24 protein-coding genes and 2 tRNA genes are annotated in these 26910 nt (G+C 60.7%); 5 read left to right on the forward strand and 21 right to left on the reverse strand.

The genetic code is table 11. From position 1 onward, the window contains the following. Window positions 1-69: 69 nt before the first annotated feature. Complete coding sequence (locus V6M87_RS21580; protein WP_332878726.1) at window positions 70-924, reverse strand: M15 family metallopeptidase; 855 nt, start codon at window positions 922-924, stop codon at window positions 70-72. 58 nt (window positions 925-982) lie between these two features. Here V6M87_RS21580 and V6M87_RS21585 point away from each other — a divergent pair, with 58 nt between their 5' ends. From V6M87_RS21585 to V6M87_RS21595, 3 genes are all read left to right on the forward strand, one after another. Beyond that, window positions 983-1762, forward strand: coding sequence for a hypothetical protein (locus tag V6M87_RS21585; RefSeq protein ID WP_332878727.1), 780 nt, complete (start codon window positions 983-985; stop codon window positions 1760-1762). Between the two features lie 121 nt (window positions 1763-1883). Then, window positions 1884-3557 carry a VRR-NUC domain-containing protein gene (locus V6M87_RS21590; RefSeq protein WP_332878728.1) on the forward strand — a complete coding sequence of 558 codons (1674 nt, stop codon included), beginning with the start codon at window positions 1884-1886 and terminating at the stop codon, window positions 3555-3557. A gap of 14 nt (window positions 3558-3571) precedes the next feature. Next, window positions 3572-5845, forward strand: coding sequence for a helicase C-terminal domain-containing protein (locus V6M87_RS21595; RefSeq protein WP_442920629.1), 2274 nt, complete (start codon window positions 3572-3574; stop codon window positions 5843-5845). Here the strand turns inward: V6M87_RS21595 and V6M87_RS21600 are convergent. From V6M87_RS21600 to V6M87_RS21625, 6 genes are all read right to left on the reverse strand, one after another. Further along, window positions 5826-6548, reverse strand: a complete 723-nt coding sequence (locus tag V6M87_RS21600) for a LytR/AlgR family response regulator transcription factor (protein ID WP_332878730.1) — start codon at window positions 6546-6548, stop codon at window positions 5826-5828. The genes V6M87_RS21595 and V6M87_RS21600 overlap by 20 nt on opposite strands. After that, window positions 6539-7516, reverse strand: coding sequence for a sensor histidine kinase (locus tag V6M87_RS21605; RefSeq protein WP_332878731.1), 978 nt, complete (start codon window positions 7514-7516; stop codon window positions 6539-6541). Before V6M87_RS21605 ends, V6M87_RS21600 begins: the two co-directional genes overlap by 10 nt. Window positions 7517-7623: 107 nt before the next feature. Continuing rightward, window positions 7624-8328, reverse strand: a complete 705-nt coding sequence (locus tag V6M87_RS21610; protein WP_332878732.1) for a LiaI-LiaF-like domain-containing protein — start codon at window positions 8326-8328, stop codon at window positions 7624-7626. Next, window positions 8318-8713, reverse strand: coding sequence for a LiaF transmembrane domain-containing protein (locus V6M87_RS21615; protein WP_332878733.1), 396 nt, complete (start codon window positions 8711-8713; stop codon window positions 8318-8320). Before V6M87_RS21615 ends, V6M87_RS21610 begins: the two co-directional genes overlap by 11 nt. A gap of 203 nt (window positions 8714-8916) precedes the next feature. Beyond that, the gene (locus V6M87_RS21620; protein WP_332878734.1) at window positions 8917-9075 is read right to left on the reverse strand and encodes a hypothetical protein; all 159 of its coding nucleotides are present in this window, start codon (window positions 9073-9075) and stop codon (window positions 8917-8919) included. Between the two features lie 39 nt (window positions 9076-9114). Then, complete coding sequence (locus V6M87_RS21625; RefSeq protein WP_332878735.1) at window positions 9115-9279, reverse strand: hypothetical protein; 165 nt, start codon at window positions 9277-9279, stop codon at window positions 9115-9117. Between the two features lie 525 nt (window positions 9280-9804). Here V6M87_RS21625 and V6M87_RS21630 point away from each other — a divergent pair. Then, window positions 9805-11781, forward strand: a complete 1977-nt coding sequence (locus V6M87_RS21630) for a polysaccharide biosynthesis protein (RefSeq protein WP_332878736.1) — start codon at window positions 9805-9807, stop codon at window positions 11779-11781. A 297-nt stretch (window positions 11782-12078) separates the two neighbouring features. Here the strand turns inward: V6M87_RS21630 and V6M87_RS21635 are convergent, their stop codons facing one another. The 8 genes from V6M87_RS21635 to V6M87_RS21670 all read right to left on the reverse strand — a co-directional run bounded on the left by V6M87_RS21635 (window position 12079) and on the right by V6M87_RS21670 (window position 19154). After that, the gene (locus tag V6M87_RS21635; RefSeq protein ID WP_332878737.1) at window positions 12079-13194 is read right to left on the reverse strand and encodes a polysaccharide biosynthesis/export family protein; all 1116 of its coding nucleotides are present in this window, start codon (window positions 13192-13194) and stop codon (window positions 12079-12081) included. A gap of 187 nt (window positions 13195-13381) precedes the next feature. Then, window positions 13382-13762, reverse strand: a complete 381-nt coding sequence (locus tag V6M87_RS21640; RefSeq protein WP_332878738.1) for a cupin domain-containing protein — start codon at window positions 13760-13762, stop codon at window positions 13382-13384. Window positions 13763-13807: 45 nt separating this feature from the next. After that, window positions 13808-13884 (reverse strand) — tRNA-Arg (locus V6M87_RS21645). Between the two features lie 81 nt (window positions 13885-13965). Further along, window positions 13966-14042: transfer RNA gene (locus V6M87_RS21650), tRNA-Pro, on the reverse strand. A gap of 56 nt (window positions 14043-14098) precedes the next feature. Beyond that, window positions 14099-15436 carry a phosphoglucosamine mutase gene (gene glmM, locus V6M87_RS21655; RefSeq protein WP_332878739.1) on the reverse strand — a complete coding sequence of 446 codons (1338 nt, stop codon included), beginning with the start codon at window positions 15434-15436 and terminating at the stop codon, window positions 14099-14101. 16 nt (window positions 15437-15452) lie between these two features. Next, window positions 15453-16292 carry a dihydropteroate synthase gene (gene folP / locus V6M87_RS21660; protein ID WP_332878807.1) on the reverse strand — a complete coding sequence of 280 codons (840 nt, stop codon included), beginning with the start codon at window positions 16290-16292 and terminating at the stop codon, window positions 15453-15455. A gap of 74 nt (window positions 16293-16366) precedes the next feature. Continuing rightward, window positions 16367-18253 carry an ATP-dependent zinc metalloprotease FtsH gene (ftsH, locus tag V6M87_RS21665; RefSeq protein WP_332878740.1) on the reverse strand — a complete coding sequence of 629 codons (1887 nt, stop codon included), beginning with the start codon at window positions 18251-18253 and terminating at the stop codon, window positions 16367-16369. Between the two features lie 214 nt (window positions 18254-18467). Beyond that, window positions 18468-19154, reverse strand: a complete 687-nt coding sequence (locus V6M87_RS21670; protein WP_332878741.1) for an RlmE family RNA methyltransferase — start codon at window positions 19152-19154, stop codon at window positions 18468-18470. A gap of 53 nt (window positions 19155-19207) precedes the next feature. On the opposite strand from V6M87_RS21670, the gene V6M87_RS21675 reads away from it, so the two are divergent. Further along, entirely contained in the window at window positions 19208-19678 is a 471-nt protein-coding gene (locus V6M87_RS21675) for a YhbY family RNA-binding protein (protein WP_332878742.1), read from the forward strand. A 55-nt stretch (window positions 19679-19733) separates the two neighbouring features. Here V6M87_RS21675 and V6M87_RS21680 read toward each other — a convergent pair whose 3' ends face one another. The 6 genes from V6M87_RS21680 to V6M87_RS21705 all read right to left on the reverse strand — a co-directional run bounded on the left by V6M87_RS21680 (window position 19734) and on the right by V6M87_RS21705 (window position 26876). Next, window positions 19734-20192, reverse strand: coding sequence for a DUF4149 domain-containing protein (locus V6M87_RS21680; RefSeq protein WP_332878743.1), 459 nt, complete (start codon window positions 20190-20192; stop codon window positions 19734-19736). Next, entirely contained in the window at window positions 20192-20671 is a 480-nt protein-coding gene (gene greA / locus V6M87_RS21685) for a transcription elongation factor GreA (protein ID WP_332878744.1), read from the reverse strand. Before greA ends, V6M87_RS21680 begins: the two co-directional genes overlap by 1 nt. Window positions 20672-20906: 235 nt before the next feature. Then, window positions 20907-24137 carry a carbamoyl-phosphate synthase large subunit gene (carB, locus tag V6M87_RS21690; RefSeq protein ID WP_332878745.1) on the reverse strand — a complete coding sequence of 1077 codons (3231 nt, stop codon included), beginning with the start codon at window positions 24135-24137 and terminating at the stop codon, window positions 20907-20909. Between the two features lies 1 nt (window position 24138). Next, window positions 24139-25302, reverse strand: a complete 1164-nt coding sequence (carA, locus tag V6M87_RS21695) for a glutamine-hydrolyzing carbamoyl-phosphate synthase small subunit (RefSeq protein WP_332878746.1) — start codon at window positions 25300-25302, stop codon at window positions 24139-24141. 226 nt (window positions 25303-25528) lie between these two features. Further along, the gene (locus tag V6M87_RS21700) at window positions 25529-25936 is read right to left on the reverse strand and encodes a heme-binding protein (protein WP_332878747.1); all 408 of its coding nucleotides are present in this window, start codon (window positions 25934-25936) and stop codon (window positions 25529-25531) included. Window positions 25937-25946: 10 nt separating this feature from the next. Next, window positions 25947-26876: a patatin-like phospholipase family protein gene (locus V6M87_RS21705; RefSeq protein ID WP_332878748.1), complete on the reverse strand. Its 930-nt coding sequence runs from the start codon at window positions 26874-26876 to the stop codon at window positions 25947-25949. Window positions 26877-26910 lie beyond the last annotated feature (34 nt).

Genomic DNA, 26910 nt, shown 5'->3' on the forward strand with positions numbered 1-26910 from the left:
GTCCTGCGGGCAATGTTGGCACTGTTTCCCAACGCCAAATTTGATCGAACGCAATCCTTCCAGACTGGGTCAGCCCGGCGCCGCCGCGTGCGGCATCACGCCCCGCATGCGCAGTTCGGCATGGCCGAAATCCATCATTTTCCAGCGGCCACCCCAGTTCATACCCAGCGATTCGGCCACCTCGCCATACAATTGATAGCCGCGCATCGCCCACGGGTCCTTTTCCGAAATCACCAGCTTGCCGTCGCGCACGAACGCGCAGTCGGCGGCCAGGCCATACTGGTGCCAGCTCTGGAACGCGCGCGCGTTGGTTACCTGGCTGCCCATGCTGGCCAACAGGTCCTGGCGCGCCGGGCTGCGGTAGCCCTCGAGGATGGCCATGTCGTAGCCATGCTTTTCTTTCATGATCTTGAACACCAGCAGCAGGCGCTGGCTGAAGTCCGGATGCAGCAAGCCCCAGTTGCGGCTCGCGCTGGCCAGCATCGGACGCACCAGTTCCACTTCCTGGGTGCTGAATGCCAGCGGTGGCAAGGCCGTCGGCGGTACCAGCTGTTCGCCCTTGAGCAAGGCGGCGATCTGCGCGTCCGGCAAGGGCTCGACGGCCTGGTAGGCCGGCAAGCCGCTGCGCTTGCCAATCACCAGGGCCAGTACAACGGGCACCACGATCAGCGGCGCAGCCAGCGCGAGATACTTCCACTTACGCTGCAAAAAGGACAGCTGCGCGTGCACCAACTGGTGCGCATCGGCGCGTGCATTGCTGACCCGGCGCGCATTTTGCCAGCGCCATTGCGTGACCTGCTGGCCGGTCCGGCGTCGCCACAGTTGCAGCACATTTGCAACGGCATCACGTCCGGAAGGGAAAAATGCCAGCCAGATTCCCGTACAAGCCACAGAAAGATAAAGAAGGGCGAGAAAAATCAGCATCCGAATCTCCAGATTGTTTCTAATCGGAACTTCCACGCCCAATATTAGGAGTAACACCGTGCGCCCATCAGACGAAAATCAACATGGCTCCACGCGCCCCAATCTGCTGTCCGGCGCGCGTCGCCATGTCGGCGGCGATGACAATATCCTCGAACGGCTCGAACGTGATTCCGCCCGACATGCGTCGGGCAACCGCAGCCGTGCGGCCTGGTATGCGGCCGCGGCGTCGCTGGTGCTGTTGCTCATTATCGTGCTGGCCTGGACGGCGTACGACAATGCCAGCACCGTGCGCGTCGTCCCCATGACGCGCGTTCCTGACAGTGGCGCCGCGGTAAGCGCGCCGGCCATGCCGGCTCCGGCATCCATCCTGGGGCCGGCGCTCGTGCAGGTGCCGGAAACGCCACCGCCAGTGCCCGTTGCCCCGCAAGCCAGCGCCGGGGCGCCGCTGCCGCCTCTCGTTTTACTCCCTCGCCATGAAGCGACTGCCGGCAAAGCGCTGACGTCAGCACCTCCCAGGACAGCCGGGCTGGCGTCGACGGCGGCGCCCGTGCCAGCCAGGCCCGCAGTCCGCGCCAGTCTGGTCGCCGCGCCGGCGGCAAGCGCAGCGCGCCCTGCCCCGCGCCCCGTGGCGGCTGTGCGCCAGCACAAGCCTGGGAGTGGTCCCTTGCAAGCCGATGCCGACGCGGATACCGATGTCGCCCTGCTCTCCGCGATCATCATTCATGACAGCGCGCACGCTGAAGAAAAGGCACAACTGGAAGCGGCGGCGGCGTGCACGCGCGCTGGCGCAAAAAAGTGTCCGGGACGTCCCGGCAGTCGTGCCGCTCTGGCGAACTGAACGCCGGGCGAAAAACCACGCGCGGCGCGGGAATCGTGGAAATGAACTGGGTAAAACCGCGTTGACAGCGCTATACTGTATAAAAGCACAGTTGTCAGCCAGTTTGCCCCATTTTCCCGCCATGATCAGAGTTCTTGAGAACGCGTTTTATTACCTTGATAATTTTCAGCGGGTGCTGGACTGGATAGGCGAACGGTACAGCGACTTGCTGACCGAAGACGAGCACGCGTTTATCGCCACCTTCCCCACGCTGCCCCAGCCGGCACGGGCATTGTTTGTCCGCATGGTCATGCGCAAGGGCGAGCTGTTCCGCGCCACCAAACTCAACTATCCCGAAATCGGCTGTCCGGTCGCTGCCGCCGAAGCGCTGGCACCGACCGGCTGGATCGGCGCCGACCCGGTCATCTCGCTCGACGAATTGTTCAATTTACTGACGAAACCGGAACTGGCCGCGGTGCTGTGCATGCCGCGCCAGCAACGGGCCGCGCGCAAGCTCGACCAGCGCGATTTGCTGCGCGCAACCGTCGGCGACGCCCGCCCCTTTTCGGCGTGGTGCAACGCTGGCGCCGCCGCTCATGCGCCCGGCAAGCTGGACGACCGTGCCTATCGCATCCTGGTGCAACCCCTGTGTGACCGCCTGCGCCTGATTTTCTTTGGCAACCTGAGCCAGGACTGGACCGAATTCGTGTTGTCCGACCTCGGCGTATTTCAATATGAACAGGTCGATATCTCGCAGGCCTCACGCGGCTTTCGCAGCCGCCGCGATATCGACCACTACATGGCACTGCACAGCTGCAAACAGCGTTTCGCCGCTGCCGAACCGGCTGCCGACGTGTTGCAGGCGCTGCCCACCGAACCATTCGATAACGACTGGCTGGAAAGCCGGCGTGAAAAACTGCTGTTTCAAATTGGCCAGCACTTCGAACGCCAGCAAGACTGGCCCGGCGCCCATGCGGTGTATGCGCGCTGCCGCTTTCCCGGGGCGCGCGCACGCGCCATCCGCGTGCTGGAAAAAGATGCGCAGTTCACAGGCGCCCAGGCCCTGCTCGAACAGGCCCAACAGGCGCCCGAAAGCGAGGCCGAGCGCCAGCACTTGCTGCGCATGGCGCCGCGCCTGGCGCGCAAACTGGGTCTCGTCAAACCGGCCAAACCCCAGGCCACGCCGGTCGAACGGCTGGATTTGTGCCTGCCCATGCCACGCGCCGGCTGGTGGGTCGAAGGCGTCGTGCGCGATCATCTTGCCAATGACGACGCGCCCGTGTTCTTTGTGGAAAATGCGCTGATCAATTCGCTGTTTGGCTTGCTCTGTTGGCAAGCCATCTTCAGCGCGATTCCTGGCGCTTTTTTTCACCCATTCCACCGCGGGCCAGCCGACCTGTACAGCGCCGATTTTTTCCAGCGCCGCGCCATCGATTTTGCCGCCTGTTTCGCTCAGCTCGACGACGAGCGCTACCGCGCCACCATCTGGCGCAATTTTGCCGCCAAGCGCGGTATCGCCTCGCCATTCGTGGCTTGGGAATGCCTCGATGAAAAACTGCTCGGCCTGGCGCTCGATTGCATCCCGGCGGCACACCTGAAGAAATGGTGCCAGCGCATTTTGCAAGATGTGAAAGCCAATCGCACCGGCTTTCCCGATCTGATCCAGTTCTGGCCCGCGCAGCGGCGTTACAACATGATCGAGGTCAAGGGCCCGGGCGACCGCCTGCAGGACAACCAGTTGCGCTGGATCGACTACTGCACCGCGCACCAGATGCCGGTCGCCGTCTGTTACCTTCAATGGGCACAGCAAGCGTGAGTGGCCGCGATCAGATGGCCGCTTACGTCGTGGCGGTGCGCGCCTTGTGTGAATTTACCGCCAAGGTGGGCGACCTCGACTTGCGCTTCACGCCTTCTCCCACGGCGCAGGAAGGGATGGCCGGCCACGGCATCGTCACCGGCCGGCGCGGTGGCAACTACCAGACTGAACTGAGTTTGTCAGGCGACTTCGGCCCGCTGCACGTGCGCGGCCGCGCCGACGGCTACGATCCGGACCAGAATCTGATCGAAGAAATCAAGACCCATCGCGGCGATCTGGCCCGCACGCCCGCCAACCACCGGCAACTGCACTGGGCCCAGGTGCGCGTCTACGGCCATTTGCTGTGCGCCGCGCGCGGCCTCGCCGAAGTGAATCTGGCGCTGGTCTACTTCGACATCGGCAGCCAGGCCGAGACGGTCCTGCGCGAAACCCGCACGGCCACCGAGCTGGCTGCGCTGTTCGCCGCCCAGTGCACGCGGTTTGTGGCCTGGGCAGAACAGGAACTGGCCCACCGGGCGGCGCGCGACACGGCATTGACGACGCTGCGCTTTCCTCATGCCAATTTCCGCCCCGGCCAGCGCCAGCTCGCCGAAAACATCTTCAAGGCGCAGGTGGCGGGACGCTGCCTGCTGGCGCAAGCGCCCACCGGTATCGGCAAAACAGTCGGCAGCCTGTTCCCGGCGCTGAAGGCAGCGCCGGCGCACAAGCTCGACAAGATTTTTTTCCTGGCCGCAAAAACGCCGGGGCGCCAACTGGCGCTCGACGCCGCTGCCACGATCACCGCCAGCGATCCGGCGCTGCCCTTGCGCGTGCTGGAACTGGCGTCACGCGACAAGTCATGCGAACACCCCGATAAAGCGTGCCATGGCGAATCCTGCCCCCTCGCACGCGGCTTCTACGACCGCTTGCCCGCTGCCCGCGCTGCCGCACTGGGCGTGCGCGTGCTGGACCGGGCCACCCTGCGCGACGTGGCCCTGGCGCATGCTGTCTGTCCGTACTATCTCGGCAGTGAAATTACGCGCTGGAGCGATGTCATCGTGGGCGACTACAATTATTATTTCGATGGGGGCGCCATGCTGTACGGCCTGGCGCAGGCCAACGGCTGGCGCGTCAGTGTGCTGGTCGACGAAGCCCACAACATGGTGGCGCGCGCCCGCTCGATGTATTCCTGCACACTCGAGCGCGTGGCACTCAAGGCAGCCAAGGCTGTCGCACCGGCGATGCTGCAAAAAGCGCTCGACAAGCTCGATCGCGCCTGGGGCACGCTGGTCAAGGCCAACCCCGTGCCCTACCAGGTGCTGCCGGCCTTGCCCGACAAGCTGCTCGCGGCCCTGCAGGTGGCTGTCAGCGCCACGACCGAACTGCTGGTCGACGCCACCGCGCCGTTGGAACCCGCGCTGCAACGTTTCTATTTCGATGCGCTGCACTTCACGCGCCTGGCGGAGTCGTTCGGCCCCCACTCCTTGTGCGACCTGGCACCCGCCGAAAGGGCCGGCTCGACACTGAGCATCCGCAACATCGTGCCGGCCCATTACCTGGCGCCCCGCTTTGCACAGGCCCATTCGACGACACTGTTTTCTGCCACCCTGAGTCCCTGGAATTACTACAGCGACGCACTCGGCATGCCAGCGAGCACCGGCTGGATCGATGTCGCCTCCCCGTTCCACGCCAGCCAGTTGGCCGTTCACGTCGTCGACCGCATTTCAACCCGCTACCAGCATCGCGCCGCGTCGCTGGCGCCGATTGTCGCGCTGATGGCCCACCAGTACGCCGACGCGCCGGGCAACTACCTGGCGTTTTTCAGCAGCTTCGATTACCTCGAACAGGTTGCCAGTCTGTTCGCCGAGCGCCATCCAGAAATTCCGGTCTGGCTGCAGGCACGCCGCATGAACGAGACCGAGCGTGCGGCATTTCTCGCCAGCTTTACCGAGGACAGCCGTGGCATCGGCTTTGCGGTGCTGGGTGGCGCGTTCGGCGAAGGGATCGACCTGCCCGGCGCACGCCTGGTCGGCGCATTTGTCGCCACACTCGGGCTGCCGCAAATCAACCCGGTCAACGAACAGGTCCGGCTGCGCATGCAGGCGACCTTTGGCGCAGGCTACGACTACACCTATTTATATCCCGGCATCCAGAAGGTGGTACAGGCGGCGGGGCGCGTCATCCGCACCGAGTTTGATCGCGGCGTGGTGTACCTGATCGACGATCGCTTTGCGCAGCCGGCCGTGCGCGCCCTGCTGCCTGCCTGGTGGGGACTCGATACGGATACCGTCAGCGCAACAGCTGCCTGAGCTTCGGGTAACCGGTGCGGCTGACGGGAAGGCGCGCGCCGCTGTTGAGCACCGCGCAATACGTATCCTTGGTCACCGGCTCGATCCGCGCCACCGCGCGCAGCGCCACGATCCACGAGCGGTGGATGCGCACAAAGGCGGCGGGGTCGAGCTGGCTTTCCAGCTCCGACAGGCTGGCATGCTTGAGCCAGGACTTGGCGCCGACCGTGATGTTGATGTAATCGTCCTGCGCCTCCACTGTATCGATATCGGCCGCCGGCACCACGTGCACCTGCGCGCCGTCGCGAATCAGCACGCGCGTAACGGGGCCGTGACGCTGTGCAGCGTCGGCCAGCATCGGTCCGGCGTTCGCCGGCGCGCGTGCGCGGGCATGCGCGAGCGCCTGGTCGAAGCGCGCCTGGCTGAACGGCTTGAGCAGGTAATCGATGGCGTGCACCTCGAAGGCGCGCAGGGCGAACTGGTCGAAGGCGGTCACGAACACATACTGCACTTTCGCGCCGGCCAGTTCGGCCACTTCGAAGCCATCGAGCTTGGGCATCTGGATGTCGAGGAAGACCAGGTCCGGCGCCAATTGTGCGATGGCCTTGACCGCTTCGAAACCATTCGCGCATTCGGCCACGATCTCGATATCGGCATGCTGGCGCAGGTACTCGCGCAGCACGACACGCGCCAGGTGTTCGTCGTCGACGATGATTACGCGCATGGTTTCTCCCCGGTTTGCGCCGGCAGCGTCAGCTCGACGCGAAAGTTGGTGTCCGTCCGGCGCCAGTGCACGCTGGCAAGGTGGCCATAATCGGTCGCAAGACGGGCGCGGACATTGGCCAGGCCGACGCCCTGCCCGCGTGTCGGTGCCGGTGATACATCAAGATCGACATCGTTGTCTACCACGACGCGCAAGATCGATCCAGCCCGGGTGGCGGTGACCCGCACGCAACCGCCCTGCGGCAGGCCGCCGATGCCGTGCTTGACGGCGTTTTCAACCAGGGGCTGGAGGATCATGGGCGGCAGCAGACACGCGTCGGCCCCGACCCCGCAATGCGGCTCAAAGCGCAGGCGCGTGCCAAATCGCACCTGTTCGATGGCGACGAAGTGGCTCACCAGCGCCAGTTCCTGCGCCAGCGTCACCTTGCCCTGTGCCTCAAGTCCCAGGCTGTGGCGAAAAAAATCGGCCAGGCGCAGCGTCATTTCACGGGCGCCGGCCGGGTCGAACGCGGTCAGCGCGCTGATCGAATTGAGGCTGTTGAACAGGAAGTGCGGATCGATCTGGGTGCGCAGCATGCGCAACTCGGCATCGCGGGCTTGCAGTGCCCGCTCCAGTTCGCGCCGCTCGGCCCGGCGTGCGCTGGCGTATTCAATGACCAGGTAGTGCAGCACGGCAACAACCGTATAAAGCAGCATGCCGAGGCCGAACATGCCCATGAGCAGACGGCGGCGCTCAATGCCCAGGTCGATCATGCCTGGCGCGAGCATCAGCCACAGGTCCTGCCAGGCGATGCCGGCGGCGCTCCACAGCATTGCCGCGCAAGCCGCAGCGAGTATAAATACCGGCACGATCATGCCCGGACTGCGGCTTGCCAGCGGATAGGCGCGACACAAATAATAAGCCGAAAAACCGATGGCGCTGCCGTACACCAGCGTGAGCGGCACGGCAAACAGCAAGGATGCGCTCAAGCTAGCGCCACCGCCCAGGGTAAGCAAGGCACCCAAGCCCGCGCCCAGTATTATCCATGCTGCGCCCGCAAGCAGAGCGCTGTACCGGGTCTCTAGTCTCGCTTGCATCAATTACGAATCTCGACACCACCCATGATGGCATAGCCGCGGATGACCAGGCGCTTGCGGTTGTCAGGTGCCGGGACGGTTTTTTCGTCGAAGCCGCCCAGGATCGGCGTTCCTTCCAGCACGACGGTCCAGTCGATCGGGCATTTGATGGTAATCCCGCCCATCACTGCGAAGACATGGATGACGGCCTCGCCGTCGATCGACGCCTCACGCATGTCGAGCTCGCAGCCGCCCATGATCGCCGTAATTTCGCCCCCCCGCAGCTTGCGCGTGGCGACCCGGCGCTGGAAGCCGCCGAGGATCGCGGTCACGTCGACGTAGTCCTCCTGTTCTGTGCTGTCCTTGGCGAGCTTGAGCGTTTCCTCGCGCCGCCCGGATGGGCGCAGCAACACCGCCGCGCCGAGTGCGACCAGCGCCAGCGGCCACAGCGCGCGCCAGCTGATATAGAAAAAACCGAGGCGGTTGAGCAGCATCACGACGCCGGCCCCTGCGAGGGCGGCGCCGACCAGCAGGCTATTGCGGCTGCCACTATCGCAAATCTTGACTACGCCGACCACGAACAGCACCAGAGGCCAGAATGGCAAAGCGTGACGGAAATTGACGATGTCCAGGTTATCCAGGAAAAACAGGATGCCGAGGCCAATGGCCAGGACGCCCAGCACGACCTGGCTCGACCTGCCGCGCGGGGATCGTTCAGAGCGCATTCTTGTTCTCCTTCGTGATCGCGTCCGCGACCGTTTGCCTGCCGGCCAGGCGCTGGTGCAGAACCGGGCGCAGCAGCATCGTGATCCCCCAGCCGATCAGCAGGGCAGGCCAGCTATTGCTGAAGTTGATGCCATACCATCCTTCAAAATTGGCGAAGAGCCAGAGGCCAATGAGCATGGTCCAGCATCCTGATGAAACATCGCGCGGCGACGCCGGGTCGGTCATGCGGATCAGGCCGCCGACCACCAGCATCAAGGGCCAATATTGCCACACGTCCTGCATGGCGACGATATCCATCTGGTCGAGGAAAAAGACCGTACCGAGGATGATCAGTGAAACGCCGACCATGGTCTGGCTGCGGCGGCGGGAAATGTGCGGTGACACGGCGACTCCTGTGGTCTCAACAGGATTGACAATAGCGCGCCTTCGAAGTGCAGAAAAGGACATTTCGGCGAATCGCGTATGCGTGTCGGTGGACTGCGAAAATATCGGCAAACGACCTGGTGTGGCAGGCAAGCCCTGCGGGCAAAAAAAAGCCCGCATCGTTGCCGAAGCGGGCTTGCGGGCCTGGCCGTACGGCGAACCGATCAGGCTGCGGCTGGCTGATTCTTTACCTGGTTGCGGTACTTGGCTTTCGCTTCAGCCTGCTTGACCGCTTCTCGCGCAATATTCATACGCTTGATGGCTTTCTTTTCTTCATATCCGCGGTGTTGGGCCTCGTCCTTGTTACCGATGCGATTGGTCATCTTATTTCTCCTAGATTACATTTATAAAACAGCTGACGCTCATTTGCGACCGCTGCCGTTAGCGAACTTAAGTTCGGGAAACATCAACGGCCAACCGAGGCGGCGCCGGATCTCTTCCGGCGCCGGCGGCGGGCGTCGTTCGCGCCATCGCTGCGCCAGATAAGCCCGCACCAGGTCTTTCGGTGGATAAGTAATCGTAGACATCACAGCCTCCGCGATGGCGCACCCGCGATCGGGTGCGCTTCTGCAATCTGGTGCCGATCCTCGAGGCGACCGGCTAACCTGCTGAGATATTTGGCTGGCCACACAGTCCAACCGTGGCGCCTCACTCACACAGATCGATCTTACGTCAGCGCGGCCGCGCCTACCGTTAGATGACGCACACTGGCGCAACTCATCACTAAAGATGCTGATCCTTGCCTCGCTGATGTGATATTCCGCAATATCTCATCACGCGCGATTTGTTTTTAAAGAATTAATTCCAAGAGTGCTGTTGACACTTGTCAAACCGGTTATTTCATCCGAGCGTGATAATAATTTTCAACGCAACGAGCGATTATTAAAAAGCTTCCCGGACAATTCTCCAACGTTGATTTTTCTCATAAAAATTTTATTGATTTCATAGACTTAGCCAATTACCAGCGCTTTATCCAGCGCCAAACATATTCTACTCACCAGCCACCGCATTAATCACCTGTCTTTTATTGCTCCTTCGACGCGACGCACGCCATGTCCAACTCACACGCTAATGTATTGATGCAATTTTGTGCTGGCATGGTTTCACTACATCGCACCACGAAAATCGCCGTCATGGTCATGGCAGACCTGTTGGCGCTGCCGTTCTGCTTTCTGATTGCGATGATGTTACGCGGCGGCGACCTGAAGCTGGCCATGCACTACGGCCCTGCTTCATATGTCCTGGTTGCGGTGGTCACGATCGCAGCGTTCTCCCTGTCAGACCTCTACCGCGCAGTAATCCGGTTCATCGACCAGCGCTTGCTGAGCGTCACAGGCCTTGCGCTGGCGATTGCCGTGCTGTGTGCCTATATTGTCCTGTTTGCCATCAACGACGAAATATTCCCGCGCAGTGCCCTCGCCATCTACTGGTTCATCGTCTTCTCCTATGTCGTCACTTCCCGCATCGGTATCCGCAATTTCCTGCGCAACCACAGCGCGCGGCGGCGCCCTCATTGCGAGCCAGTCGCCATCTATGGCGCAGGCGAAGCAGGCGCGCGGCTGGCGCTCACCATGCGCAACAGCGATGAATATCGTCCCATGTGCTTCTTTGACGACAAGCATTTGCTCAACGAGCGCAGCATCGCCGGACTGCGCGTCTTTCACACTGACCGGCAAACAGAAATCGTCGGTGCCCTCGGCATACGCTCGATCGTCATCGCCATTCCCACCGTATCACCAGAACGTCTGCGCGACATCATGCAACGGCTGGCGCAGCCTGGCGTCACCATCAAGATTTTGAGCCGGCTGGTCGATCTGGCCGACGACAAGGTCACCCCGCGCGATTCCATTCGCGAACTCAAATTTGAAGACTTGCTAGGCCGCGCGCCGGTGCCGCCACGCATGGAGCTGTTCGCCAGCTGCGTGCGGGGCAAGAACGTTCTGGTCACAGGCGCCGGGGGTTCGATCGGAAGCGAGCTGTGTCGGCAGATCGCCACGCTGGCGCCGGCGCGACTCCTGTTGCTGGACCACTCGGAATACGCGCTGTACACCATTCGCCAGGAACTCGCGACGCGCTTTCCGGAGGTTCAGGTCGAGGCGCACCTGGGTTCTGTCTGCAACAGCGACCTCGTCAACAGACTGATGCAACAGTGCGAAGTCAATACGATCTATCACGCCGCCGCTTACAAGCACGTCCCGTTGGTAGAGGCCAATATCGTTGAAGGCTTGCGCAACAATGTGCTGGGAGCACAAGTCATCGCCAGCGCAGCCGCCGTACACGGCGTGGAGACCTGCGTCCTGATCTCCAGCGACAAGGCTGTGCGACCCACCAACATCATGGGGGCGAGCAAGCGCATCGCCGAGTTGATATTCCAGGCCGCCGCCACCAAGCACAGTGCGGCAACGAATTTTTCCATGGTTCGCTTCGGCAACGTGCTCGGTTCGTCCGGTTCCGTCATTCCCCTGTTCCAGCGCCAGATCGCGCGTGGCGGGCCGTTGACGATCACCCACCCCGATGTTTCGCGTTATTTCATGTTGATACCCGAAGCCGCGCAACTGGTCATTCAGGCAGGCGCCATGGCCAAAGGAGGCGATGTCTTCGTGCTCGACATGGGCGAACCGGTACGCATCGTCGATCTGGCGCGCACGCTGCTTGCGCTGTCGGGTCTCACCGAAAAAACGCCACAACAGCCGACTGGCGATATCGATATCCAGTTCGTCGGGCTCTTCCCTGGAGAAAAATTGCATGAGGAACTGCTCACCGATGGCGTCGTGTTCCCCAGTGAGCATCCCCGCATCATGCGCATGAAAGAAAACGCATTGCGCCCAAGCGTCCTCGACACCTGTATTACCTGCCTGATGATGGCTTGCGATACCCATGAGCGCGCCATGATCGAGTCAATGGTCAAAGCCATCGTTATCGAGTACATGCCAGCGACACCAGCGCCGCCGCCCCCTGCGGCAGAGATTGCGGAGCTTCCCGAAGCGCCCACGTGGCGTGTACGCAAATTTGTGCCTTTCCGAATCTAAAACATGCTTTTCAACCCACCACCTGTACTGGCGAGGATTCCCATGCGCGACGAACAAAAAATGACCTACCTGCAGCATCTTACCGACAAGTTTCACGAACGCCGTGCCGTCATCGGGATTGTCGGCCTTGGATACAGGGTGTTCAGGTAACTCTTCAGATCGACCTGGCTATCATCGCCATAATCAAGCGGTCGCGGATCCCAATGTGCACTGAGAATCGGTGGACTATGGACAAAGTTACTCAACGGATTTTGCTCACCATGCTTAGTCATGAAGGACTCCTGATACGCGTCACTTTCAGGGACGGCTGACGCCAACGGCCGACGTTAAAGCGCCCGGAAAAAGAAGACTGAGCTTGCGATTCCAGTTTGCCAAGGGGGTAGCAGCAACGAAAACGATATCCTTGGGCTGCAGTTCGAAGGACTCGGCCATCGCTAGCGAGCCGGTCTGGCGAGCGTCAAGTTGAAACACCCTTGTACGTTGAGGCGTCTTGCGCACCACGTAGATTTGCCTGGCATCGCCACTGAGGGGACTGATGCCACCGGTTTCACCCAGCGCTTCGTTGAGCGTCAGGCGTCCGTCATGCATGGTCAGCGCTTTCGGCGCAACAACTTCGCCGGAGACGAACACCTTGCTCTCTTCACGAGAATGCACACGCACGACGTCGCCATGCGCCAGCAGCAGACTGCCGGGATTGACACCTTTCTGGACCAATTCGCGCAGATTGATGCTGTAGCGGGCCTCTCCACGCTCCAGCCAGATCCGGCTCTGGTCGGCAGTAGGCAGCAAACCGCCGGCCCGATTTAGCGCTTCCACCAACGTCATGGGCAAATCGTTGATGGCCTGGACACCTGCGTTTTTGACTTCCCCATCGACATAGACCCGCTTGCTGCGGAAGGCCTGTACCCGCAACGTGACGTTGGGGCTCGCAATATACTTTGCCAGCCTGCGTACCAACAAGTCGCGGGCCGCCTCTTCCGTCAAGCCGGCAACCTGCACCTGCCCGGCATACGGAAACTGGATGGAACCGCGATGATCAACAGAGAAACCTTGTTGCGGTGTATTGGCGACGGCGGCACCGGTATCGAACGCTGCAGCAGCCATTCCGGCACCGGCCAACTCTGGATGGTCCCATACAGTGATCGACAAAATATCGCTGCTCCCGATCGTGTAGGGAGGTGGATCAGGCTGTACAAGGTCGCGCCAATTCATTCCGGATGGGACCACCTGAATGGCCTTTTCTTGCGCGACCAGTTGCTCTGTGATCATTTCGGTCACAGGTGCTGCGCTCTGCCCGACGTTGCCGTCCGTGGACGCGTCCTGCAGGTGCAGGTCGGATGCGCAGCCCAGCACATTGCAGAGGGCGAAGACCGTGCAGAGTACGCGCGCTGTAAAATAATAATGAGAAGACATAATGACAACCTGATCAAAAGCACTGCCAGAAGACAGCTGTGATAGTCAGGTTAAGTCTCGTCAAACTGCCGGGCTTTGCTGCACGTCAAACGCCCGCGGGAAGTAAAAACTGGGGCGTCAGTGTGGCACGTCATCCCCGCATTTCTCACCATGCATATTTTTACCTGCCTTAGGGGGCAATCGAACTTTATGCCGGCCGGGTCTGGGTGCCGGCGCCACGCGTGATGTGCAACATACGGCAGGGCGAGGTGACCTTGGCCGTGTGCCAGATTCCGCGCGGCACGATGACGGCGCCGCTCCCGCCCAGCACAATAATGTGAACGCCGTCTGCTTGTTCCAGATGGAGCGTGGCCGTACCTGACAGCAGATACACGAACTCGTCGGCATACGGATGCATTTCCCAACTGTGCCAATTCGCTTCAAACAAATATTCCGACACCAGCCAGCCGTCACCGCAATGCGCAAGATCAACTTCCGGCAATTGCCAGAATTGGTCTCCGCCAGGCAGGGGCGTAGCAACGCCATCGGCACCGAGCAGAACATAGGTTTCCTGGGGATTGAGCGACATGGACACTCCTTGAACGAAATGCAGTACGCGGGGCAACGAAAATACTGGTCTGCCCAACAGGAATCGAACCTGTGACCCTCAGCTTAGAAGGCTGATGCTCTATCCAACTGAGCTATGGGCAGTAAAATCAATTGGCGCGGCAAGATATACCGCGCGCATGTGAAAACGGGCTGTCAGATTGACAGCCCGTTTCACTAAAACTTTGGTCGGAGTACAAGGATTCGAACCTTGGACCCCCTGGTCCCAAACCAGGTGCGCTACCGGACTGCGCCACACTCCGAAGCCGAAATTATAACGCGCCACACTGCGTACGTCAATGCAGTTGGCGCATCCAGATTACTGCGCGACCTTGGCGGCAATACGGCGCGCGCTGGTCTCAGCCAGTTCAGCAGTCTTCGCTTCCACCATGACACGAATCAGCGGTTCCGTACCGGAGGCGCGGATCAACACCCTGCCCGCGTCGCCCAGTTCGCGCTCGACCGCTTGCTTCTCGGCGACCATCGCAGCGTTCTGCGTCCAGTCGAAATCCGATGCGACTTTGATATTGATCAAGGTCTGCGGATACAGGACCAGACCGGCGCACGATTGCGCCAGCGTCTTGCCGCTACGAACCAAGGCCGACAGCACTTGCAACGATGACACGATACCGTCGCCGGTGGTGTGTTTATCGAGTGCCAGCAAGTGGCCAGAGCCTTCGCCGCCAAACAGCCAGTTCTTTTCTTTCATGACTTCCAGAACGTAGCGGTCGCCGACCTTGGCGCGGGCGAAGCCGACACCGAGTTCCTTGAACGCGACTTCCAGCGCCATGTTTGTCATCAAGGTGCCAACGGCGCCTGCAACCGGCCCGGCAGTCATCCGGTCGCGCACCATTACATACAGCAGCTCGTCGCCGTTGTAGAGACGTCCAGTGGCGTCGCACATGATCAGGCGGTCGGCGTCGCCATCGAGTGCGATCCCGAGATCGGCCTTGTGCGCCACGACAGCGGCAGCCATGGCTTGCGGCGCGGTGGCGCCAAAACCAGCGTTGATATTGAAACCATCCGGCGTCGCGCCGATGGAAATGACTTCAGCGCCGAGCTCATGGTAGACGTGCGACGCGATGGCGTACGCAGCACCGTGTGCGCTGTCGACAACGATCTTCATGCCCCGCAGATCGAGCTCGTTCGGGAAGCTGCCCTTGCAAAATTCGATGTAGCGGCCCTGCGCATCACGCAAGCGATTGGCGCGGCCCAATTTTTCGGACGGCACACAATCCATCGGTTGATCGATGGCTTCCTCGATCTCGTGCTCGACTGCATCCGGCAGCTTGGTGCCGTTGGCCGAAAAAAATTTGATGCCGTTGTCCTGGTAGGCATTGTGGGACGCCGAAATGACGACACCGGCGGACAAACGCAAGGCACGCGTCAGGTAAGCGATGGCCGGCGTTGGCATCGGGCCGGCCAGCATGACATCGACGCCTGCCGACGCGAACCCGGCTTCCAGCGCCGCTTCCAGCATATAGCCGGAGATGCGCGTATCTTTGCCGATCAGGACAGTGGGATGCCCGGTGCCGGAGCGGCCTTTGGCCAGCACTTTGCCAGCCGCGTGGCCAAGGCGCATGACAAAATCTGGGGTGATTGGCGTAACGCCCACCAGCCCGCGAATGCCATCAGTTCCGAAATATTTGCGTGACATTTGTATCTTTTCTTATCTAGTTAATCAAGCTTGCTGTTTGCCATACCTTGATGGCGTCTACTGTTTCCGCTACATCATGCACGCGCACGATACGCGCACCCTGCGCCACCGCAGCCAGAGCGCCGCCCAGGCTGCCAGCGAGGCGTTGTTCGACAGGACGACCGACGACGGCGCCGATCATCGACTTGCGCGACAGGCCCGCCAGCACCGGCAGGCCCAGCTCACGCTTGATGCGCGCGATGCCTGCCAACAAGGTATAATTATGTGCCACCGTTTTGCCAAAACCAAATCCTGGATCGATGCAAATACGTTCGCGCGCAATGCCGAACGCCGTCATGGCGTCGACTCGCTCGCGCAAGAACGCGATGACTTCCGCCAGCACGTCGTCGTAGTGCGGTTCCTGCTGCATCGTTGGCGGTGTTGCCTGCATGTGCATGATGCAGAGGCCACAATCGCTGTCGCGCACCGCCTCGAGTGCCCCTGGTGCACGAAAGCCGTTGATATCGTTAATCATGTCCGCACCAGCAAGCAGGACTTCACGCATGACTTCCGGCTTGAACGTATCGATGGACAGAGGCGTCTCCAGCCCTTGCAGCGCGTAGACGACCGGCATGACGCGGTCCAGTTCATCGACGATGGAGACAGAAGGCGCGCCGGGACGCGTCGACTCGCCCCCGATGTCGATCATCCCGGCACCTGCGGCAACCATCTCTTCGGCCCGCGAGATGGCGAACTCGAGTTTGTTGAAACTGCCGCCGTCGGAAAAGGAATCGGGTGTGACATTCAGAATGCCCATCACAACAGCCTTGCTGTCGAATGTAAAGCCGAAGCGGCCGCATTGGAGATATTGACGCATGAAGAGAGAAGAATGAGGCTTGCAATAAGAAAAAGGCATCCGCGAGGATGCCTTTCAGGAAAAACGAGGACGAATCAGGCTGGCGCGGTCGCGTTCGGCGACACACCACCTGAGCCACTGTCAGCCGGCGGCGTGCGCTTGGTGACGGTGCCCGCCTTTGGTGGCTGCGGCTCATTGCCAGCCATGATATCGTTGATCTGCTCTGCATCGATGGTTTCCCAGTCAAGCAGCGCCTTGGTCATCTTTTCGACCTTGTCGCGATTCTCTTCCAGCAAGCGGCGCGCCAGGGCGTACTGCGTGTCGAGGATGGCACGGATCTCGGCGTCGACTTTTTGCTGGGTCGCTTCCGAAATAGTCTTCGTTGCGCCACCGAAGAAACCTTCGTTTTCGCTGTCTTCGTAGACCATCACGCCCATGCTATCGGACATGCCGAAGCGGGTCACCATGGAACGGGCCAGCTTGGTCGCACGCGAAAAGTCATTCGATGCGCCGGTCGACATTTGGCCGACAAAGATCTCTTCAGCAATCCGACCACCGAACAGGATCGAAATTTCCTCCAGCATCTTGTCCTTGTAACCAGACAGTGCATCGTGCTCAGGCAACTGCCACGTCAAGCCCAGTGCGTAACCACGTGGCATGATGGTGACCTTGTGGACCGGATCTGCCTTCGGCAACAGCTTCGCGATGACTGCGTGGCCGGACTCGTGATAGGCCGTATTGCGGCGCTCTTCTTCACGCATGACCATGGACTTGCGCTCCGGACCCATGAAAATTTTGTCCTTGGCATCTTCGAAATCGTTCATTTCGACCAGGCGCTTGCTACGGCGCGCAGCAAACAAGGCTGCCTCATTGACCAGGTTGGCCAGATCGGCGCCAGAGAAGCCCGGCGTGCCACGGGCCAGGATATCGGCCTTGACGTCGGTTCCGATTGGCACTTTGCGCATGTGAACGTTCAGGATCTGCTCACGGCCGCGAATATCCGGCAAGCCAACCATGACCTGACGGTCGAAACGACCCGGACGCAGCAGCGCCTTGTCGAGTACGTCGGCACGGTTGGTGGCAGCAACCACAATAACGCCGGAGCTCGCTTCAAAGCCGTCCATCTCGACCAGCAACTGGTTCAAGGTCTGTTCGCGCTCATCGTTACCGCCGCCCATACCGGCGCCGCGATGGCGACCGACCGCGTCGATCTCGTCGATGAAAATGATGCAAGGCGAATGCTTTTTGGCATTTTCGAACATATCACGGACACGGCTGGCACCGACACCGACGAACATTTCGACGAAATCGGAACCCGAGATCGAGAAAAACGGCACTTTGGCTTCGCCTGCGATGGCGCGCGCCAGCAAGGTTTTACCGGTACCCGGTGGCCCCACCATCAACACGCCTCGAGGAATGCGGCCACCCAGTTTCTGGAATTTGGTCGGATCCTTGAGGAAGTCGACGATTTCGTTGACTTCTTCTTTCGCCTCATCGCAACCCGCAACATCGGCAAACGTGACCGTGTTGTTGGTTTCATCCATCATGCGCGCTTTCGACTTGCCGAACGAGAATGCCCCGCCCTTGCCGCCGCCCTGCATTTGACGCATGAAGAACACCCAGACGCCGATCAACAGCAGCATCGGGAACCAGGAAATGAAAATTTGTTGCAGGAAGGAAGGCTCTTCAGGCGGCTTGACGTCGAAATGCACGCCGCTCGCGACCAGGTCGCTGACGAGGCCTCGATCGAGCAAGGTGGCGGTTGCGCGCACCTTGCTGTCGTCGGCGCGGACTGCCGTGATGTTCTGGCCTTCGATGACCACATCCTTCAGCCGGCGCGACTTGACGTCGTCCAGGAGCTCGGAATAAGCAATGGTCTTGCTGCCGCCAGTGGCGGTGTGATTGTCAAACTGCTTGAACAGCATGAACAACAGCAGTGCGACAACCACCCAGATGGCGGACTTGGAAAACATATTATTCACGAAAACTCCTTCGATGCGATGCGCATCTTTACCTGTACCAGAACGCCGATATTACTCGTCGATTTTACTCGGAATGCGCAGCCGGTGCCACACACGCCCCGCTGCACACGCTGAAAATACCACTTTAGCGGTTCGTCGCGCGCGGTAACGTCACCGGGCGGACAGTTTGGACTGCATTAACGCAGCCCTTAGCGTGTGATGTGCGGCTGGCAGCTCAAATATCAAGGGCAGATTGCTCGGGTTCGATGGCATTTGCACTGGCAGGGTTCTTCAGGCCACGCCCCAACAGGAAAATCTCGGACGACTTGTCGCGGCTTGCCTTCGGCTTGACCTGCTTGACGACTTTGAATTCGGCGCGAAACTTTTCCACAACCTGGCTGAATCCCATGTCTTTAAAGCATTTGACCAGCAAAGCGCCACTCGGTTTCATGTGCAGCTGTGCAAATTCGATCGCCAGATCGATCAGATGCTCCATGCGCGCCGAGTCCGCAGTCGGGATGCCGGACAGGTTTGGCGCCATGTCGGACATCACCACGTCGGCCTTGCGCCCCGCCAGCAACACATTCAGTTCGCGCACCGGGCGAGCCTCGCGGAAGTCGCCCTGGATGAAATCGACGTCGGCAATCGGCTCCATCGGCAACATATCCAGACCAATGATGGTGCCGGAAATGCCACCGCCCTCGGCGCCGGACAGCTTGCGCCGCGCGTACTGGGCCCAGCTGCCCGGGGTGCAACCAAGGTCGACAATGACCTGGCCGTGTTTGAGCAACTTTTCGCTCTCGTCGATTTCCTTCAGCTTGTAGGCAGCTCGTGCCCGGTATCCGTCTTTCTGCGCTTGCTTCACGTACGGGTCGTTAATGTGGTCGTGTAACCAGTTCTTGTTTAATTTTTTCTTTGCCATTCGCGTAGAATACTGCTTTTAAAGGATTTCAAAAAAGGTTTTAAATAAATACCATGCTTAAACTTACACCCGTCGAGCGCAGCGCCCTGCGCGCAGAAGCCCATGCGCTCAAGCCAGTGGTCATGATTGGCGAAGCGGGCTTGACCGATTCGGTCAAGAAAGAAATCTCGTCCAGCCTCGATTCCCACGGCCTCATCAAGGTTCGCGTCTTCGGCGACGACCGCGAAGCCCGTGTCGAGATGTACAACACCATCTGCACCGAACTCGATGCCGCGCCAATTCAACAGATCGGCAAACTGCTGGTCCTGTACCGCCCGAAAGTGGAAGTGGTCAAGGAACGCAGCAGCAAAGCCGGCAAAGGCATGCGCGAAGTTACCATCGTCAAGGCCAGCGCCAGCGGCACCAAACGCCCGAGCGTCACCAAGGTCATGATCAAGGGGAACGAGCGCGTCACCGAAGGCGGCACCATCAAACGTGCCAAGCCGCGCCAGACCAGCCCGAAGAAAAGCGCGCTGGGGAAGTAAAAGCACCACAAATCGTCGCTCCCCGTTTCCGGGGGCGACGAACATTCCGATGCGCTCAGCGCATCCGGATTACCAGCACTGCCGCCAGCACACTCTCCACCACATACAACAACTGCGACACGCCGTGCAGGATGGCGAACTGCGTCCATTGCGGCGACTGGCGCATGCTCATGCCGCCGGCTGCTTCCTTCAGCGCCGCCATGGCCGGCTGCACGCCGAAGTAGATCCCCAGCGCGCAGCTCACCATGACGCCGATGACAATGTTCAGGCGGCGCTTCTGCACAGCATCGATTGCAGCAGCCGTATTCACCAGCACCAACAGCAGCGCTGCACAGATGATCGCTACCCATGCCTCGCGTGCCAGCAGGCTGCCGACGATGGTGCCGGCCAGCGCACTGTCATGCAAGGTCGCAAACAGCGTCGGCGCCACCAGATAGCCGATGGTCCACAGGCTGCCAGCCCAGAACACCGCCACCAGCAGGCGTGCACGCTGCAGTGCTGACCCCAGCCACATCAGATGTAGCGCACTTCGAGGATTTCGTATTCGCGCGGGCCGGACGGCGCCTGCACTTCAACCACGTCGCCGGCGTACTTGCCGATCAGCGCGCGCGCGATCGGCGACGTCACCGACACTTTCGACAGTTTCAGGTCCGCTTCATCGAGGCCGACGATCTGGTAGCTGACTTTCTGGCCGCTTTCCAGGTCTTCCAGGTCGACCGTCGACGCAAACACCACGCGCCCTTCGGCGTCGAGCGTGGTCGGGTCGATGATCTGGGCGGCGCCCAGCTTGCCTTCGAGTTCGGCGATACGGCCTTCGACGAAGGCCTGGCGCTCCTTGGCGGCATCGTATTCGGCGTTTTCGGACAGGTCGCCGTGGGAACGCGCTTCGGAGATCGCATCGATGACGATCCGGCGCTCCTTGGTTTTCAGCTGGTGCAGTTCATTTTTCAGCAGCTCGGCGCCGAATTTGGTCAGTGGGACAGATGTATTCATGGAGTTCTGCTTTATTCGGTGGGTTGCAAAAGGGATGGGCAAATAACCTGCTGCGCGTTGCACTGGCGGTCTGCGATGCTCGCTGTACACCTGTACAGCTGCGCTTCTCAACCACCATTGCTGCCGTTCGCGACGGTTCTTCGAGATCCCCAAAAGAAGCGCAAAAGCGAAAACCACAGAGCCGCGCGCTTGTTCACCGCGCGATGCTCTGTGGTTGACGGGTACTGCCTGGCGCTTAGTTTAAGGTTTTCTGCAGACCTTGTAAATCGTAGACCTGCATCTCGTCGAGATGACGCATGCCTTCAATTGCCGCTTCCGCGCCGGCGATGGTGGTGTAGGTGACGCTGCGCGCGGCCAAGGCCGAGGTACGTATGGTACGCGAATCGACGATGGCACTGCGCTTTTCTTCGACCGTATTCACCACAAACGCGATCTCGTGGTTCTTGATCATGTCGACGATGTGCGGCCGGCCTTCCAGCACTTTATTGACCGGCGTGACCGGGATACCGGCAGCGGCAATCACCGCTGCCGTGCCCTTGGTGGCCACCAGCGTAAAGCCCAGCTCGACCAGGTCGCGCGCCACCTGCACGGTGCGCGGCTTGTCCGAGGCTTTCACCGACAGGAACGCTTTACCGGACGTCGGCAGTTTGATGCCCGCGCCCAGCTGCGATTTCACGAACGCTTCGCCGAACGTCATGCCGACGCCCATGACTTCACCGGTCGATTTCATCTCGGGTCCGAGGATGGTATCGACGCCCGGGAATTTTACGAACGGGAACACGGCTTCCTTGACGCAGAAGTAAGGCGGCACGACTTCTTTCGTGATGCCCTGCTGTTCCAGGGTCTGGCCGACCATGCAGCGCGCGGCGATTTTCGCCAGCTGCAAACCGGTCGCTTTCGACACGAACGGCACCGTGCGCGACGCACGTGGATTGACTTCGAGGACGAACACGGTGTCCTGCAGCGCGCCGTCGACTTCACGCTGCTGGATCGCGAACTGCACGTTCATCAGGCCGATCACGTTCAGGCCCTTGGCCATCAGCGAGGTCTGGCGTTTCAGCTCGGCGATGGTCTCGTTCGACAGCGAGTACGGCGGCAGCGAACAGGCCGAATCGCCCGAGTGCACGCCAGCTTGCTCGATGTGTTCCATCACGCCGCCGATAAACGTCGTTTCGCCGTCGGAGATGCAGTCGACGTCAACTTCAATGGCGTCGTTCAGGAAGCGGTCCAGCAGCACTGGTGAATCGTGCGAGACCTTGACCGCTTCGCGCATGTAGCGCTCGAGGTCGCGCTGCTCGTGGACGATTTCCATGGCGCGGCCGCCCAGCACGTACGATGGACGCACCACCAGCGGATAACCGATTTCCTGGGCCAGCGTCAGCGCTTCGGCTTCGGTACGCGCGGTGCGGTTCGGCGGTTGACGCAAGCCGAGGTTCTGCAACAGCTTCTGGAAGCGCTCGCGGTCTTCGGCAGCATCGATCATGTCCGGCGAGGTGCCGATGATCGGCACGCCGTTCGCCTCCAGATCCAGGGCCAGTTTCAACGGGGTCTGGCCGCCGTACTGGACGATCACGCCAACCGGCTTTTCCAGTTCGACGATTTCGAGCACGTCTTCGAGCGTCAGCGATTCGAAGTACAGGCGATCGGACGTGTCGTAGTCGGTCGACACAGTCTCCGGATTACAGTTGACCATGATGGTCTCGTAACCATCTTCGCGCATGGCGAGGGCCGCGTGCACGCAGCAGTAATCGAATTCGATACCCTGGCCGATACGGTTCGGACCGCCGCCCAGCACCATGATTTTCTTTTTGTCGGTCGGATTCGATTCGCACTCTTCGTCGTACGTCGAGTACATGTACGCCGTGTTGGTCGCAAATTCCGCGGCGCAGGTGTCAACCCGCTTGTAGACCGGACGAATGCCCATTTCGTGGCGGCGCGCGCGCACATCAGCAGGCTTGGTCTGTAGCAGGAACGCGAGACGGCGATCGGAAAAACCTTTTTGCTTCAGCTTATACAGCAGCGGCTTGTCGAGCGCGTCGAGCTTTTGCGTATCCAGCCACAGTTCGATGTCGACGATTTCCTTGATCTGCACCAGGAACCATGGATCGATGTGGGTCAGTTGATGCACTTCTTCCAGCGTAAAACCCTGGGCGAAGGCGTCGCCCACATACCAGATGCGGTCCGGACCCGGCTCGCCGAGTTCTTCTTCGATGGTTTCGCGGTCGCGCGTCTTTTCGTTCAAACCGTCGACGCCCACTTCCAGGCCGCGCAGGGCTTTCTGGAACGCTTCCTGGAAGGTGCGGCCAATGGCCATCACTTCACCAACCGACTTCATTTGCGTGGTCAGATGCTGGTCGGCGGTCGGGAATTTTTCAAACGTAAAACGCGGGACTTTCACGACGACGTAATCGATCGACGGCTCGAACGAGGCCGGCGTGGCGCCGTCGGTGATGTCGTTGCGCAGTTCGTCCAAGGTAAAACCGACCGCCAGTTTGGCAGCCACTTTCGCGATCGGGAAACCGGTGGCTTTCGAGGCCAGTGCCGACGAACGCGACACGCGCGGATTCATCTCGATGACGATCATGCGGCCATCATCCGGGTTGATGGCGAACTGCACGTTCGAGCCGCCCGTGTCGACGCCAATTTCACGCAGCACCGCGAGACTCGCGTTGCGCATGATCTGGTATTCCTTGTCGGTCAGCGTTTGCGCCGGCGCCACGGTGATCGAGTCGCCGGTGTGCACGCCCATCGGGTCGAGGTTTTCGATCGAGCAGATGATGATGCAATTATCCGCCGTGTCGCGCACGACTTCCATCTCGTACTCTTTCCAGCCGATCAACGACTCTTCGATCAGCAGTTCGGAGGTCGGCGAGGCTTCCAGGCCGCGCTTGCAGATGGTCTCGAATTCTTCTTCGTTGTAAGCGATGCCGCCACCGCTGCCGCCCATCGTGAACGACGGCCGGATGATGGTCGGGAAGCCCATCTCGCGCTGGACGACCCACGCCTCTTCCATCGTGTGCGCCACGCCGGAGCGCGCCGAACCGAGGCCGATTTTGGTCATCGCCTGTTTGAATTTGGAGCGGTCTTCGGCCTTGTCGATGGCTTCCGGCGAAGCGCCGATCAGTTCGACGTTGTATTTGTCCAGCACGCCATTGTGGAACAGGTCCAGCGCGCAATTGAGCGCAGTCTGGCCGCCCATGGTCGGCAGGATCGCATCCGGCCGTTCCTTGGCGATGATCTTCTCGACCACCTTCCAGGTAATCGGCTCGATGTAGGTGACGTCCGCCATGTCCGGGTCGGTCATGATGGTGGCCGGATTGCTGTTCACGAGGATGACTTTGTAGCCCTCTTCGCGCAGCGCCTTGCACGCCTGGGCGCCGGAATAATCGAATTCGCAGGCCTGGCCGATGATGATCGGGCCAGCGCCAATGATCAGGATGCTTTTAATATCACTACGTTTTGGCATATCAGTTCTTCTCCGCGGCTTGCATCAGGCCGATAAAACGGTCAAACAGGTAGGCGACATCGGCAGGGCCTGGCGAGGCTTCCGGGTGACCCTGGAAGCAGAATGCCGGCTTGTCGGTGCGGGCAAAACCCTGCAGCGAGCCGTCGAACAGCGACACGTGCGTAACGCGGCAGTTGGCCGGCAAAGTGGCCGCATCGACTGCAAAACCGTGGTTCTGCGACGTGATCATCACCTTCTTCGAATCCAGATCCTGGACCGGGTGATTCGCGCCGTGGTGGCCGAATTTCATTTTTAAGGTTTTGGCGCCGGAAGCCAGCGCCATGATCTGGTGACCGAGGCAAATGCCGAAGGTCGGAATGCCTTTTTCGATCAGCTCGCGGCTGGCGGCAATCGCGTAATCACACGGTTCCGGGTCGCCCGGACCATTGGCCAGGAAGATACCGTCCGGGTTCAGTGCCAGCGCATCGGCGGCAGTCGACTGGGCCGGCAGCACGGTGACCTTGCAACCGCGTTCGGTCAGCATGCGCAGGATGTTGCGCTTGACGCCGTAGTCGAAGGCGACCACGTGAAATTTCGGGTCGGTGAGCTTGCCATAGCCTTCGCCCAGTTTCCACTCGGTCTCGGTGAATTCATACGGCGTCTTGGTCGAGACAACCTTGGCCAGGTCGAGGCCGGCCAGGCCAGGGAACGAACGGGCCAGCTCCAGCGCTTGCGCGGCGGATGGCTCGTTGCCCTGCTGCCCGACGACGATGGCGCCGCTCTGGGCACCCTTCTCGCGCAGGATACGGGTCAACTTGCGCGTATCGATGCCGGCGATGGCGACGATGCTCTCGGCTTTGAGGTAGTCGCCCAGCGACTGGCTGGAACGGAAGTTCGACGCCAGCAGCGGCAGGTCACGGATGATCAGGCCGGCAGCGTGGACTTTCGACGCTTCGACGTCTTCCGGATTCACGCCGGTGTTGCCGATGTGCGGATAGGTCAGCGTGACGATCTGGCGCGAATAGCTCGGATCGGTAAGAATTTCCTGGTAACCGGTCATGGCGGTGTTGAACACCACTTCCCCGGTGGTATGGCCGGCCGCGCCAATGGAAAAACCTTTGAACAAGGTGCCGTCTGCAAGAGCCAGGATGGCTGGAACGGCTGGGCCAGAAAAAAATGGCGGCAAGGTAACTCCCGAATAAAGTTACCGTAGCTGCGCCACGTCAGACCGACATCCAAGGTTGCCCGACGGCTAAAAAGGCCAGGTCTGGAGGTCGCGTTGAATGAGGGATGGTGGGTAGTCGCTACGGCAGGTAAGTGAATGGCTAAACCTCTGGAGTATAGCGCTTTTTACCCAATTCGGCAATCACCGCCCGGGGATGGGCGGCGATTTTCGCCTCAGCTTGCCGACATCAGGCTGCCAGGGCGGCAACCCCGGCCTTGGCGATCTGCGCATCTTCTGCCGATTTCACGCCCGACACGCCGACTGCACCGACCACGTGGCCATCGACGATGATCGGCACACCGCCCTCCAGCATGCCTTCGAGTTCCGGTGCGCTGAGGAAGGACATGCGGCCATTGTTGATGATGTCCTCATAAATCTTCGATTCGCGCCGGCCTAGCGCCGCCGTGCGGGCTTTGGCCGGCGCCATTTGGGATGAGATCGGCGCGACGCCGTCGAGGCGCTGCAGCCAATGCAGATGGCCACCGTCGTCGACAATCGCAATGACGACATTCCAGTGATTGGCGACAGCTTCGGCTTCGGCTGCGGCGGCGATTTTCTTCACGTCGGCAAGGGTCAGATACGGTTTGGTTTGCATGGTTCGCTTTCTATTGTGGTGATAATTGTTGTTGCCTGGCGCGTAACTTGGCTTTAATTTGCGGCATCATCGCCGCAGCCGCCTGCTCACCGGCCAGGATGGCGCGGTTGCGGCCGGCAAAATCGCTGCTGCCCATGGCGCCGAGCGCGGGCGCAATAACGATGTCGGCTTCCTTCAGTTCAAAGAAATTCAGGCGCTGGCCCATGATGCTGAAGGTTTGCATCAGCACTTCCAGCGAACTGGCCGCGGCCTGGGCTTCGGTTTGTGTCGAAATATTTACGGCGATGATGAACTCGGCGCCCATGTCCTTGGCAAACTTGACCGGCACCGGCGCCACCAGGCCGCCGTCGACGTAGGAATGGGTGCCGATTTTCACCGGCTGAAACACGCTCGGTACCGACGACGACGCGCGTACCGCCTGTCCGGTGTTTCCGCGTTGGAACAGGATAGGCTTGCCCGTATTCAGATCAGTCGCCACCGCACCGAACGGTATTTTCAGGCGTTCGATCGGCACATTCTTGACCGCCTTGTTGACGTAATTCTGCAGCGCGTCGCCCTTGAGCACGCCGGACACCTTGCTGAAAAACGGCATGGCCCAGTCGGAGATGGCCGCTTCATCCATATCCATGGCGGTGCGCTGCAATTCGAAGCCACTATTCCCGGCCGCATACAGGGCACCGACGACGCTGCCGGCGCTGGTGCCGACGACGATGTCCGGCACGATGCCCTGCGCCTCGAGCGCCTTGATGACGCCGATGTGCGCAAACCCGCGCGCCGCACCGCCGCCGAGGGCCAGTCCAATCTTGATTTTACGGGGTGGAAGTGGTGGCGCGAGGACGGCGGCGGCGACCGGCGCCGGGGGCGCTGCGACCGGCGCGGAACCGCAGCCAGTCAGTGCAAAGGACGCCAGCGCGGCCAGGGTCAAGCGGCGAGAAATCATAGAGCCCATACAGAACGAAGTGAACAGCGATTGT

Origin of the sequence: Massilia sp. S19_KUP03_FR1, from assembly GCF_036688685.1 — a bacterium.
Classification (GTDB): Bacteria; Pseudomonadota; Gammaproteobacteria; order Burkholderiales; family Burkholderiaceae_D; genus JALYUM01.